Consider the following 12877-nt stretch of genomic DNA (forward strand, 5'->3'; position numbering starts at 1 on the left):
ATTAACTTTCAAGCCAAAGCTGCATCAGCGATATCAACCTGTCCATATCAACCGGTTTGGTGATATAGTCATTAGCACCGGCCGCTATACATTTTTCGCGGTCGTCTTTCATTGCTTTTGCAGTTAATGCTATTACAGGCAACTTAGCCCATTTGTTTTGCTTGCGAATATGCCTTGTGGCTTCGTAGCCATCCATTTTAGGCATCATAATATCCATAAGCACAATATCTATATCTCTTATTTCTTCCAGTTTGGCTATGGCCTCTTCCCCGTCGTTGGCTATCTCTACATTGAGGTCATAGCTTTGCAGGGCACTGCTCAACGCAAAAATATTACGCATATCGTCATCAACTATGAGCACCTTCTTGCCTTTAATAGCATCCTTGCCTTTAGTTAAGGTTTTAGGTTTTGCAGGCACTGCCGGCGATGCTTGCGCCGCCGGGGTAATTGCAGTTTCGCTGATCTTGTTCAGGAACAGGTTAACCTCGTCAATCAGCCTGTCGGATGATTTATTGGTTTTTACTACCATTGCATTGGCATAATGCATTAGCCTGTTTACCGATGTTTTATCAAGCTCCATGGCTGTATTAATAATAACCGGCAACGAAGCAAAGCGGTCAACCTCTTTGATCTTATCTAACAGATCCAAACCAGAAATATCAGGCAGGTTAAGGTCGAGTATTACACACTGGTATTCGTTTTCGTGCAGCATCCTGAACGCCGATTCACCATCAAAGGCCTGGTCGACGGTTATACCCTGGCTTTGCATTAGGTCTTTCAATGCCTGGCTTTGCGCTTTATGATCTTCAACCAGCAGGATCTGTTTAAACCTGGTACCGCTTTGTACCATAATATCAGCAAAAAGCTTATCCAGCGTTTCGGTGTTGATAGGCTTTTTCATGAAGTTGATGGCACCTTCCTTACGTACGCGGTTCGCCGCTGCATCCCCCGCCGACATCAGGTGAACCGGGATATGCATCGTATCCTCATCGTTCTTCAACTCCTTTAGTATCTGCCAGCCGTCTTTACCAGGCAGCATGATATCTAATATAACCGCATCGGGCCTGGCTTCCTTCACAATTTCAACCGCTCGGGTACCCTCATACACCATAACTGATTTATAACCATGATCACGGGCGTAATCCTGCAATATATTGGCAAAGTTTTTATCGTCTTCAACAATTACTACCAAAGGCTCTCTGCCCGGCTCGCGCTGTGCAGCTTTAACCGGTGCTAAAAACTCGGCAGTTGCTTTAAAGGTTTCTGCAGTTGGCAGTATATCTTCAGTTACGGTAGCAGTTGTTATTTTGGCTTCGAAAGGTACTGTAAGCACAAATTCGCTGCCTATACCCGGCTCACTGCTCAGGGTTATGCTGCCGCCTAAAAGGTAAGCAAGCTCGCGGCTTATAGATAAACCTAAACCGGTACCACCATATTTACGGCTTGTTGAACCATCGGCCTGCTGAAATGCTTCAAATATAACTTTCTGTTTATCGGCAGGGATCCCGATACCCGAATCTTTGATGGCAAAGCTGATGCTCTTATCTTTTGCACCCGGCCTTACATTTATTGAAATGGAGCCATTTTCTGGCGTAAACTTAAACGCGTTACTTAACAGGTTTTTAACCACCTGTTCAAGACGTACCTTATCGGTAAATATGGTTTGCGGCAGTTCTTTAGCTACATTTGTGGTATAGTTGATCTTTTTGTTGCTGGCTACTTCGGCAAACAGCATTTCCATATCGCCAACAATATCATTTACCTTAATATCTTCATTCTGCATATCCAGCTTGCCCGATTCAATTTTTGAAAGGTCGAGGATATCATTGATCAAGGTAAGCAGGTCATTACCGGCGTTGAAAATAACGCTGGCATATTTGATCTGGTCTTCAGAAAGGTTGGCAGGCTTGTTATCTTTAAGGATACGCGCCAGTACCAGGATACTGTTAAGCGGTGTACGCAGCTCATGGCTCATGTTTGCCAAAAACTCCGATTTGTACTTGCCTGTGGTCTCCAACTCTTCAACCTTAAGGTTAATAGCATGGCGGGCCTGTTCAATGGCTTGATTTTTTTCTTCAAGCAAACTGGCTTTTTCTTCCAGTTCGGCATTGGTGGTGCGCAGCTCTTCCTGTTGTACGCGAAGTTCTTCTTCTGAAGCCTGAAGCTCTTCTGTTTTTTGAACAAGCTCTTCATTGGTAACACGCAGCTCTTCCTGTTGTGCTTCCAGTTCTTCAGCTTGCTGCTGAGTTTCCTCATACAGGTCATGCATAATGGTGCGTGCCTGCGAAGTATTTACTGCTATGCCTATATCATTGGCGATAGCTAAAATGTATTCAGATTTATTTTTTGAGATCCCTTCATTAAAAGCAATCTCCATTACTCCTTTAAGCTTTTTATCAAAAAAGAAAGGTATAATGAACGATTCGGCCAGCTCGGTTTTTAATACTGACGATGAAAGCTCAAGCTTATCGTTCAGTTTGCCTTTTACAACAGCGGCCTTACCATCTTTTGCAACCTGGCCCAACCAACCTTCGGTCATTTGTACCGTTTTTTTTATAAAGTCGGGGTTGTGGAACGCATACGAAGCATAAAGATCAAGCTTGTTGTTTGCTTCATTATATAGGTAAAATGTACCCGCGGCAGCACTTGTATAGGTACAAACCTCGTTTAATATATTATTTGATAGTTCCTTTTCAACCTGCTGGCCCTGCATTTTTTCATTCAACTGGCCGGTTCCGGTAAGCAGCCAGTTTTTAGCTTCGTTATCGGCAAGTACTTTACCAAGCTCAATGTTGGCAACCCTGATCTCCTCTTCAATTTTCTTTTGCTGATCAAACGTTTTTTGAATGTAGAAGAACAATACCAATATGATGATCAGGAAAATAATGGAACCGAAAATAATAATGCGAACAGCCCTATCGGACGCCGTCTCCGAGCTTTTTTTACGGTCATGCAAAAACTGGCTTTCCGACTTGATGACATTGGCGATGATCGATCTGATCATGTCCATATTGTGCTTGCCATTCAAAAACATATCGTTTTGTACCATGAAGTCCAAACCTTTGGCTTCACGGGTATCGATATCTGTTTTTAATATGGCGCGCTGCGATGATACTAATGATGTTAAAGAATCTATGCGAGCTTGTTGAACCAGGTTGTCTTTAGTAAGATCGCGCAACTCCTGCAAGTCAACACCAATACGAGGAAGTGCCTCGTTGTATGGATCAAGAAATGTTTTTTTGTTGGTTGCCCCATAACCACGCATCCCTGTTTCGGCATCAATAAGATGCTGCAACAGATTATTTGACGAGCGGATAACGTTTTGTGTATGATCAACCCAAACATTGTCCTCCTCAAACTGGCGGATGCTGGTGTACGATAAAACACCAACCACAAAAACAAGGATTATCGATACTACAAAGCCCGCTAAAACCTGCTGGCGGAAGGAAAATTTCAACATTAGGTGTTCGTATTAGTCTGAATTACAAATATGTTTAAAAAAAGCTGTAATGTAAACTCACAGCTTTTTTTAAACACACCGGGAATATTAATTTACTGCTGTAGTATCTGTAGCTGTTGGTATAAAAACCTTTGGTTTGCCGCTTAAAGCACCAATTAAAGCTAAAATCGGACCAGCAAACATCACATACCAGCCCCATTGAAATTTAAGCTGGCTTGTTAAAAATTTATTGACACCCTTGAACGGAATAAAGCTGAATGCCGAATTAACTTTAAAAATAGCGGCAACCAACAGCAGCACCACAAGCACCAGCGACAGCCATGCGGCAACACGCATAATTTTTGCCTGGTTAAGGAACGATACAATGATGCCAACAACAGCTACCAATAAAAGTACCAGGCCATAAGGTTGGTTAAGCTTATAAATATTCCAGCTGGTTACGTGGAATACCCGCAGTAAAGGGCAATAGGTTGCCGCAAATAGCAGGGCAAAACCTACAAATGATAAAATTGAGCTAAGGCGCATATTTAGGTTGTTATTTTTGAGTTATCTCCATTTTGTCGGCAAAGTGGGCACAATAGTCGCGCAGATCTTCAACAATGTTCTTTTCGCCTGTTGCGCGTAAAAAGCTGTCGCCCATGGTTTGCAGGGTCTCGTAAAAAAAGCGTTTCATTTCATCAACAGGCATATCTTTTGTCCAAAGGTCAATACGCAGGGTGTTTTTATAGCTTTGGTCCCAAAGGGCAAGCATCATTGATTTTACAGGCAACGCTTCTTTGTTGTTCGAGTCGGTTGATTCCCAAAGGATATGCTCAGGAACGTTATTATCATCAAGCGTAACGGTAAGCTTTATTTCAGCGGTTTTCATTTCAATTTTTATTTAACAAGTAAGAATATAATTATAACCAGGACGATGAAGAAAGTCTCCACCATCCATATTTTTTTGGTTTCAATAAAAAAGTTGCGGAACATGATATCGATCACAAAAACCACAAAGGCAAACAACAAAAAGATCCAGCCAATGGTACCACCCCAGTGTTCAAGCGGTCGCCCGGCTATACCGGCCCCGTAAATAAAAACATAGGCAGCTACCGCTACCAAAAAAGCGGTAAAAAGGTTTAAAGGGGTAAATCTGAATTTCATTGATTGGCTTAGTGTCTTTTTTTGCTTTTAGATGATCGGCCGGAACCCTGCCTTGCTGCCTTTGAGCCATATTTGGCTTTATCTTTATTGGCATCAAATTTTTTGCGCTGATTGAGGGATTTCTTTTCGTGGAAGGCCCCCTTAAAGTCAGGATCTTCCTTACGCTTTTGCAAATCGATCTCTTTGGCCTGCTCCTGGCGTTCTTCGTAAGGAGTTTCCTCCATAAACACATCATCGGGAATCTTTTCAACCGGGATGGTTTGTTTGATGAGCTTTTCTATTTTGCCTACATAGTATTCCTCAGATGGGGTGCAAAAAGTAATCGCCTCGCCTGATTGCAGGGCACGCCCCGTACGGCCGATCCTGTGTACATAATCCTCAAAAACTACAGGCACATCAAAATTAATCACGTGGCTTACATCACTTACATCAATACCGCGCGATGCCACATCCGTAGCCACCAATATTTTCACCTCATCGTTTTTAAACGAATTGATGGAGTTGATCCGTGTGTTTTGCCCTTTGTTAGCATGCAGTACCTTCACCTCCTGCTCCCCGTATTTACGGGTCAGGAATTTATAAACATCTTCGGCCACAGCACGTGTTTTACAAAACACGATCAGCTTGGTAATGTCGCCCTCAATGTCGAGCAGTTTTTTAAGCAGGTTTATTTTGGTTTTGATATTGGGCACATGGTATAAGTGCTGGTTAACCGTTTGTGCCGGCGTAGCTTGTGGGGTAACCTCAATAACCGTAGGGAACTCCAGGAAATTGGCCGAAAGCTGGTGCACCTTTTCACTCATCGTAGCCGAAAAAAGCAGGTTTTGCCTTTTCACAGGCACAACTTCCAGGATCCGGTTTATCTGGGGCATAAAGCCCATATCCATCATTTTATCGGCCTCATCCAAAACCAATACCTGCAATGTTTTGGTTACGATATGCCCGGCAAGATAAATATCCATGAACCGGCCCGGAGATGCTACAATGATATCAACACCTTTATTGATCTGTTCAATTTGTGTTTTGGGCCCTAAGCCTCCATAAAGCACAACTACACGCAAATCGGTATTGGCAGCAAATATTTTCACGTTCTCTTCTATCTGCATGGCCAGCTCGCGGGTAGGCGAAATGATCAGCGCACGGGCATGATCGCCCTGGGCATATTTCAGCTTCATGATAATAGGCAACACATAAGCTGCCGTTTTACCGGTGCCGGTTTGCGCTATACCCATCACATCCTGCCCGTTCATAATCGGCGGAATAGCCTTTTGCTGGATAGGCGTAGCTTCGGTATAACCGGCATCGGCTATCGCGTTCAAAATTTGCCGGTTAAATTTAAAATCTTCAAAGGTTACTGCCATGCCGCAAAGATAGGCTTTTTGTTGAAGTAGGAACAATTACCCAAAACATGGCGATGTCAGGAAATTAGTTTGGAGAGTCAAGAGAACAAGAGTCAGGAGACAAGACTAATGATTTAATAGAGAAGCAGGAAATCAGGAGTTTTAAAAGAGATACAAGAAATCAAGAGTCAAGAACCAAGAAAAAAACATAAATCACAAAGCGTCATTGCGAGGCACGAAGCAATAGCGAACTATACAGAGTGGCTCTGCAAGTCGGGGATTGCTTCGTGCCTCGCAATGACGTTTTCTTTTATGTGGCTTTTAGACCATAAAACGTTTTATGGTTTAGGCATTATACACAGCGGTAAACTCCTTAGCAAAATCGGCCAAACTGACCTTGCCGACTGTGGCAGGTTTATGCTTATCATAATCTTCCCAAATTTTTGCACTCCGTACTGCGGTGCCCATCTCTACAAAATTACGGGTCATTTCGGGCGGAACGCCTGCCTGCAGCAAGCCTTCCGCAAGCTGCTCATCGGTAAATTCAATCCACGGTAAGCCTGGTTTACCAATAGCCTCGCCTAAAACAGCGGCTACCTCACCGGTTGTTGAGTCATCGCTTACAATGTAGCGAACGCTTTTACCGCTAAAATCCTGCTGCAATTCTTCGGCGACTGCCGCTGCGATATCTGTAGGATGTACCATGATCAGTCTTGCATCTGCCGGGTAGTTTGAGCCGATGATCCCCTGCTGTTTAATAAGCGGAATGTTGCTGTAAAAATTGATGTAAAAGAACGGCGCGCGGATAAATTTCACGGCTACGCCATCCAGCCCGCTCAAAATACCTTCAACATCATGGATCCCTTTTATCGGGCCAACTCCGCTATCTAAATGTGCACCGATACTGCTTAACGCAACCACCTTTTTTATGCCTGACCGTTTGATAGCTTCCGCATAGCTTTTACCGGTTTCATTTTGATATGCTCTTAAACTTTCAGCGCTAAAGCTTGGCGGCACCATAGCATAAAGAGCATCGGCACCGGTAAATGTTTCGGTTAAAAAATCGGCATCGGTCAGTGAACCAATTGCTGCTTTAGCGCCCAGCGCTTCAATGTCTGCTACTTTATCTGCACTGCTGCTGACCACTGTTACGTTATGCCCTGCGGCAACCAAAGTTTGTGTTAACGGTTTGCTTATATTACCTGTTGAACCTGTTACTATAATTTTCATGATTACTTGTTTTTTGTTGATGACAAAGGTATTTTTACACTTACTTTTTTACAAGTACTTACCCTAAAGTATGTATCATCATGACTGCGATAAAAGAAAGCTCAACCATACAGGAAAACAAGCAAGCCGCTTTTAATGAATGCCCGGTGACTTATGTCATGGAACGCATAGGTGGGTATTGGAAGCCCATTATTTTATTTCACCTGTTAAAAGGCAGCAAACGTTACAGCGAACTAAAAAAATCTATCCCGGCCATTACCGAAAAAATGCTGATCCAACACTTGAAACAGTTGGAAGCAGACGGTATCATCATTAGGGAATCCAAACCAGTTGTGCCGCCTTACGTAAGCTACCGGCTAAGCGATACTGGCATGGGTTTACGGCCGGTGATGTATGCCATGTCTAAATGGGCTGTTGAAGATAGCGAAGCAAATGGCAAAGCCATTTACAGAAGTTTAGGTGAGTTCCCTACTGAGGAAGCATTTGCCGGAATGTAATTGCTGTTCTAAGCCGAAACTTACGAAGTTTTAAAAACTTCGTAAGTTTGACCTGTTATAATTATTATAAATAAATCCGAAATCGAAAACCCCAAATCCGAAATCAAACCCATGTCTACAATCCTGATAAAAGCAGCCACCATAGTTAACGAGCATAAACAATACGTTGCCGATGTATTGATCAAAGATGGTTTGATAGATCGTATCGACTCAGTAATTGATCAACAAGCCGACGAAGTTATTAACGCCGAAGGCCTGCATTTACTCCCCGGTTGCATTGATGACCAGGTACATTTTCGTGAGCCGGGTTTGACTTACAAAGCCGATATTTATACCGAGTCAAGGGCTGCTGTAGCCGGTGGGATCACCTCATTTATGGAGATGCCGAACACCGTACCCAACACCCTAACACAGGAATTATTGGAGGATAAATACCAGATCGCATCTCGAAATTCGCTGGCTAATTATTCGTTCTTCATGGGTGCCTCCAATAACAATTTAGATGAGGTTTTGCGTACCGATATCAGCAAGGTTTGCGGTATTAAAGTGTTCATGGGATCCTCTACCGGAAACATGCTGGTTGACGATCCCAACACCCTCGAAAAACTCTTCGCACAAGCACCCACGCTGATCGCTACTCACTGCGAAGATGAGGCTACGATCAAGAGCAATCTTGCCCACTATAAACAACTGCTTGGTGAAAATATCCCGGTGCGTTTGCACCCTAAAATCAGGAGTGCAGAGGCTTGTTATTTGTCGTCATCAATGGCTATTGAGCTCGCAAAAAAACACAACACACGCCTGCATATTTTACATATTTCTACTGAGCGCGAAACACATCTTTTTGACAACACAACGCCGTTAAAAGATAAACTCATTACTGCCGAGGCCTGCATCCATCACCTATGGTTTACCGATGCCGATTACGAAACAAAAGGCAACTATATTAAGTGGAACCCCGCAGTAAAAACAGAAGCCGACCGCGATGGAATTTTAAAAGCAGTATTGGATGGCAGCATTGATGTTATTGCTACCGATCATGCCCCGCATACCATCGAAGAAAAAGAGCAACCTTACCTGCAGGCACCATCAGGAGGCCCATTGGTTCAGCATGCTTTACCGGCCATGTTAGAGTTGTACCACCACGGCAAGATCAGCCTTGAACAAATAGTAGAAAAAATGGCGCATAACGTAGCCATCCTTTTCCAAATAGAAAAACGAGGCTTTATCCGCGAAGGCTATTGGGCCGATTTAGTACTGGTTAACTTAAACAAACCCTGGAACGTAAACAAAAACAACATCTTATATAAGTGCAACTGGAGCCCATTTGAAGGTAATACCTTCCGCTCCCAGGTAGCTTATACATTGATATCAGGCAATTTGGCTTATGCTAACGGAAAGCTTATTGAAGGTAAAGCTGGCAAGCGATTGACTTTTAGCCGGTAATCAGGATCTGAATTTACAAAACTTTAGGGTTTACAGAATTTTCTGGAAGGGAAAAAGCTTTTGCTTCTTCCCTTTTTTTATTTACGATTTCTTCTCGACCTGCTAATCGGGGATTGCTTCGTGCCTCGCAATGACGCGGTTATAATATCATCCATTCACCCCAACAAAAACCTCTACTTCAGCATCAGCTGGATTCTGCGATCTATCGCCATACACGTCAAAATCAGCAATATATTTCCTGTCGATATCACTTGTCCAGATCTGGTGCCAGGTTTCTCCTACCGACTGTGGCAGTGCACCTTTGGCTACATAGCGGTTATAATTTCCGGGAGGTACGGTAATACAGATCAGCCCTTCAGGGATATTATCTTTAGTGGCTACCCTGCACCCAAGTACGGTGGTATAAAAGCCATCCTTATCGCTTTCGTAATCGGTGTACACACAATAAATATCATCGCTAAGGCGGTTTACAACCTGCTGCAAAACGTGCTCACTCATGAACCAATTCCAGAGGCCGCCAATGTCTTTCATCGCCTGTCCGTTCTGATTTGTGGTGCGCACCGAAATTCCGACTAAAAAGAAGCCTTTCATTATTATTTTATCCATATTAGGGGCTATTACTATTTGTTATAGCGATATATAATTAACTTTTAAACAAATAATTATACTGTTTATATAAATCATAAGTTTACCGTTCCAGTTACTCAATCAGTTTTCTCAATTCCTCAAAAAGCCCTGTCCAATTTTGCTCCGAATGTACTTTGGCTTCCCCATTTTTAACATTATCCTGGGTAACGGTAAGCTCGGTTTCACCATTATTCTCGGTTAAGTTGTAGGTGATGTTGGCATAGTTTTCGGGCTTGTCTTCGGTACCGCTCATACTGCTCCAATAGCTGTATTTTACAAATGTCCCCGGATCAATATCGAGTATGGTCCCGTGATCTTCGTACTTATGCCCGTTCCATTCTCCGCTGAATTTAATAGGCTCCCCTACCCTCCAGCTCGACTCGAGATCGGTACCAAAAAAGTACTCTTTTACCAGTGTAGGATCGGTAAGGCCCTGCCATACTTTGGCCATCGGTGCTTTAAATTTTACCTGCACGTTTACTGTTAGTTTTTCCATAATGTAGCTTTATTTAGTAGTGGTTTATCTTCGGTTATCATCTGCTCTTTTATCTTTTCAAAATCAGTGCCGGGAACTTCAAAAAAACCAAACCTGAAGTTGTAACCCCATGCCTTTTTATTGGTGATAAAATCAAGCTCGTCAATCATCGGGACTATCGGCGCTTCGGCACATTCATAGTAATTTACATTGCGGCGATAAGGCGTAAAATCAATAGCCATTTGCTTTTGATAGATATCTTCATCCCTTACCTGGCCAATGGCAGTAAAGGCCCGCAAAGGTTCATCGCCGTTCATTTTTTGTTTAGGAGAATATACCGCTACCCAGTCGCCAACCGCCATACGTTTAAGCGGTGCAAGCTTACCATGATTAGCCTGAATAAAGCCCCCGGAAATACCCCGGCTAATGTGATCTTTTGATACTACTATTATCCAATGTTTCATAAGTGTATGGTTTAAATTACCCGCAAAAACATGACCAATAAAAGCCCCGCCCTTGCTATGATGAAACAAAGTAACAATGCGCTGGTGACAACCTTATGTCAGCAGGAAAAAAGCAAATGAAAATTAATTTATTTTTTGGCTGATAGCTACGGTAATCTCCCGTACGCGCTGCAGCAGGGTATCTGGCTTGATGATCTCGGCACGATCTCCAAAGGTCATATACCAGCGGGCAAAACCTTCAATGGACATGGTAAGGAAAGTCATCTCAATTTTATTGCCGATAGTTTTTTCCGACACAAAACCACCATAATATTTTTGATGATCCAAATAGCTATGGATCTCTTTGTCAACTTTGATCACCACCTGCTCAAGCTGCTTTTCGCAGGCCATTTTATCAATGTAATCTTTTAGCGTAGGGTGTTTGCTGTTAACATAACTTTTATCCGTTACCGCAAGCTTTTTAATACGGTCTAATCGAAAATCGCGGTAGTCATTGCGGAGGCGGCAGTAAGCTATCAGGTGCCAGAAACTATCCAGAAAAAACACACCTACCGGCTCCACATCGCGTTTGGTATTTTCCTGCGAGTGGGCTGCGAAATAGTCAATGCACATGATCTTTTTGCACACGATACAATCCAATATGGTTTGGATATGATCGGTACTTCCGGCTCGTTTTTGGCTATGACTTTTGAGCACCTCGATGCTCCCATCAAGATTTTCCAAAGCATCCTTTTCGGATGATTTGAGAATAGCCCGCACCTTATACATGGCCGATTGATACTGCGCCATGGTTGAAGTATCGGTAAGTTTTTCAACAAATTTTTCGGCAGTTAAAAAAGCGGTGGCTTCCTCGCGCGTAAACATAACCGGGGGCAGTCGGTAACCATCCATAATGGAGTAGCCAACACCTGCCTCACCTATCAATGGAATACCTGCTTCCTCAAGCGTTTTGATATCGCGGTAAACGGTACGCAGACTGATGTTGAACCTATCGGCAATATCGCCGGCTTTCACCACCCGGCGTGATTGTAGTTGGATCAAAATGGCTGATATTCGGTCGATGCGGTTCATGGCGTCCAAATTAAACAAAAAACAATTTACCTTTGATCAATATTTATCTACAACTATGGCTGTTCAACCCGAAGAAAAGATCATAACGTTTGAAACCTATTACGATGTTATGCTGGCACATATCATCCGCAGCAAACTGGAGGGTTATGGTATTCCCTGCTTTATTGCTGATGAAAACACCATCGGTTCCAACCCGCTTTATAACCAAGCCGTGGGTGGCATCAAGCTAAAAATATTTGAACGCGACCTGGAACGCTGCCGTGAAATTTTAGCCGCTGAAGGCGACCTGCATGACCAGGACCATATAGAAATTGACGACGAAACGCTTAACGCTGTTATTTGTCCATACTGTGGCTCAACCAACGTACGTTATGGCTCGGCAACCGAGAAAAAGGTTCACTGGTTTACGGCCATCGTTTCATTTTTATTGATGATATTTCCGTTTTACAGCCGCAAAGCATGGCATTGTTTTAACTGCCAGCGCGATTTTGAATAGCACAACGGTCATCCAGCCATAACCAAACGGTTTTTATAGCTGTTTTTTATATATTAGCGCTATGTACAACCGCCGTAAGTTCATCAAATTATCCGCCGCAGGTGCTTCATTTGCAGCGCTTTCTAAATCTGCCATAGCAAAAACTGTCATTGCTAAACCCGAAGGCGGTTATCCTATCGTTATCTCCACCTGGGATTTTGGCATCATAGCTAACAAAGGTGCCTGGAAAGTATTATCAGCCGGAGGACGCGCACTTGACGCCATTGAAACAGGTGCCCGTATCCCCGAAGCCGAAGATATTACCAACCATACCGTTGGCCGCACCGGCTTGCCCGATCGTGACGGACATGTAACCCTCGACTCATGTATCATGGACGAGTTTGGCAACTGCGGCTCGGTAGCTGCCATGGAGAATATAGCCCATCCTATTTCGGTAGCCCGTTTGGTTATGGAGAAAACCCCTCACGTAATGCTGGTTGGCGAAGGTGCTACCCAGTTTGCCGTTGAGCAGGGTATGAAAAAAGAAAAACTGCTAACCCCCGAAACAGAAAAGATCTGGAAGGAGTGGCTTAAAAAAGCTCAGTACAGCCCCGTTATGAATATCGAAAACGGCGGTAAACCGGGCAAT

The 12877-nt window shown here is 43.4% G+C and carries 14 protein-coding genes; 4 read left to right on the forward strand and 10 right to left on the reverse strand.

Going from position 1 to position 12877, the window contains the following annotated elements:
• Nucleotide 1 precedes the first annotated feature (1 nt).
• From VF500_RS25555 to VF500_RS25580, 6 genes are all read right to left on the reverse strand, one after another.
• Nucleotides 2-3460 (reverse strand): response regulator, encoded by a 3459-nt coding sequence (locus VF500_RS25555; RefSeq protein ID WP_330862373.1) that lies wholly within the window; start codon nucleotides 3458-3460, stop codon nucleotides 2-4.
• Between the two features lie 87 nt (nucleotides 3461-3547).
• Complete coding sequence (locus VF500_RS25560; protein ID WP_330862374.1) at nucleotides 3548-3985, reverse strand: hypothetical protein; 438 nt, start codon at nucleotides 3983-3985, stop codon at nucleotides 3548-3550.
• A 10-nt stretch (nucleotides 3986-3995) separates the two neighbouring features.
• Nucleotides 3996-4328: a gliding motility protein GldC gene (gldC, locus tag VF500_RS25565; RefSeq protein ID WP_110585089.1), complete on the reverse strand. Its 333-nt coding sequence runs from the start codon at nucleotides 4326-4328 to the stop codon at nucleotides 3996-3998.
• Between the two features lie 8 nt (nucleotides 4329-4336).
• Nucleotides 4337-4603, reverse strand: a complete 267-nt coding sequence (locus VF500_RS25570) for a hypothetical protein (protein ID WP_243480996.1) — start codon at nucleotides 4601-4603, stop codon at nucleotides 4337-4339.
• A gap of 8 nt (nucleotides 4604-4611) precedes the next feature.
• Nucleotides 4612-5964, reverse strand: a complete 1353-nt coding sequence (locus VF500_RS25575; RefSeq protein WP_330862375.1) for a DEAD/DEAH box helicase — start codon at nucleotides 5962-5964, stop codon at nucleotides 4612-4614.
• 324 nt (nucleotides 5965-6288) lie between these two features.
• On the reverse strand, nucleotides 6289-7173 hold the full coding sequence (locus VF500_RS25580; RefSeq protein ID WP_330862376.1) for an NmrA family NAD(P)-binding protein: 885 nt from the start codon (nucleotides 7171-7173) through the stop codon (nucleotides 6289-6291).
• Between the two features lie 80 nt (nucleotides 7174-7253).
• On the opposite strand from VF500_RS25580, the gene VF500_RS25585 reads away from it, so the two are divergent.
• Both VF500_RS25585 and VF500_RS25590 read left to right on the forward strand, forming a co-directional pair.
• Nucleotides 7254-7670, forward strand: coding sequence for a helix-turn-helix domain-containing protein (locus VF500_RS25585; RefSeq protein WP_330862377.1), 417 nt, complete (start codon nucleotides 7254-7256; stop codon nucleotides 7668-7670).
• Nucleotides 7671-7781: 111 nt separating this feature from the next.
• Complete coding sequence (locus VF500_RS25590) at nucleotides 7782-9116, forward strand: dihydroorotase (RefSeq protein WP_330862378.1); 1335 nt, start codon at nucleotides 7782-7784, stop codon at nucleotides 9114-9116.
• Between the two features lie 147 nt (nucleotides 9117-9263).
• Here VF500_RS25590 and VF500_RS25595 read toward each other — a convergent pair whose 3' ends face one another.
• The 4 genes from VF500_RS25595 to VF500_RS25610 all read right to left on the reverse strand — a co-directional run bounded on the left by VF500_RS25595 (nucleotide 9264) and on the right by VF500_RS25610 (nucleotide 11753).
• Nucleotides 9264-9722, reverse strand: coding sequence for a GyrI-like domain-containing protein (locus VF500_RS25595; RefSeq protein WP_330862379.1), 459 nt, complete (start codon nucleotides 9720-9722; stop codon nucleotides 9264-9266).
• A gap of 94 nt (nucleotides 9723-9816) precedes the next feature.
• Nucleotides 9817-10239 (reverse strand): SRPBCC family protein, encoded by a 423-nt coding sequence (locus tag VF500_RS25600; RefSeq protein ID WP_330862380.1) that lies wholly within the window; start codon nucleotides 10237-10239, stop codon nucleotides 9817-9819.
• Complete coding sequence (locus VF500_RS25605) at nucleotides 10227-10682, reverse strand: EVE domain-containing protein (protein WP_330862381.1); 456 nt, start codon at nucleotides 10680-10682, stop codon at nucleotides 10227-10229. Before VF500_RS25605 ends, VF500_RS25600 begins: the two co-directional genes overlap by 13 nt.
• A 123-nt stretch (nucleotides 10683-10805) precedes the next feature.
• Nucleotides 10806-11753 (reverse strand): YafY family protein, encoded by a 948-nt coding sequence (locus tag VF500_RS25610; protein ID WP_330862382.1) that lies wholly within the window; start codon nucleotides 11751-11753, stop codon nucleotides 10806-10808.
• Nucleotides 11754-11808: 55 nt separating this feature from the next.
• Between VF500_RS25610 and VF500_RS25615 the strand changes: the two genes are divergently transcribed.
• Nucleotides 11809-12249, forward strand: coding sequence for a DUF2007 domain-containing protein (locus tag VF500_RS25615; protein WP_330862383.1), 441 nt, complete (start codon nucleotides 11809-11811; stop codon nucleotides 12247-12249).
• 61 nt (nucleotides 12250-12310) lie between these two features.
• The coding region (locus VF500_RS25620; protein WP_330862384.1) for an isoaspartyl peptidase/L-asparaginase at nucleotides 12311-12877 on the forward strand (567 nt) is incomplete at its 3' end.

The sequence above is a fragment of the Mucilaginibacter sp. genome, assembly GCF_036383575.1.
Lineage (GTDB): Bacteria > Bacteroidota > Bacteroidia > Sphingobacteriales > Sphingobacteriaceae > Mucilaginibacter.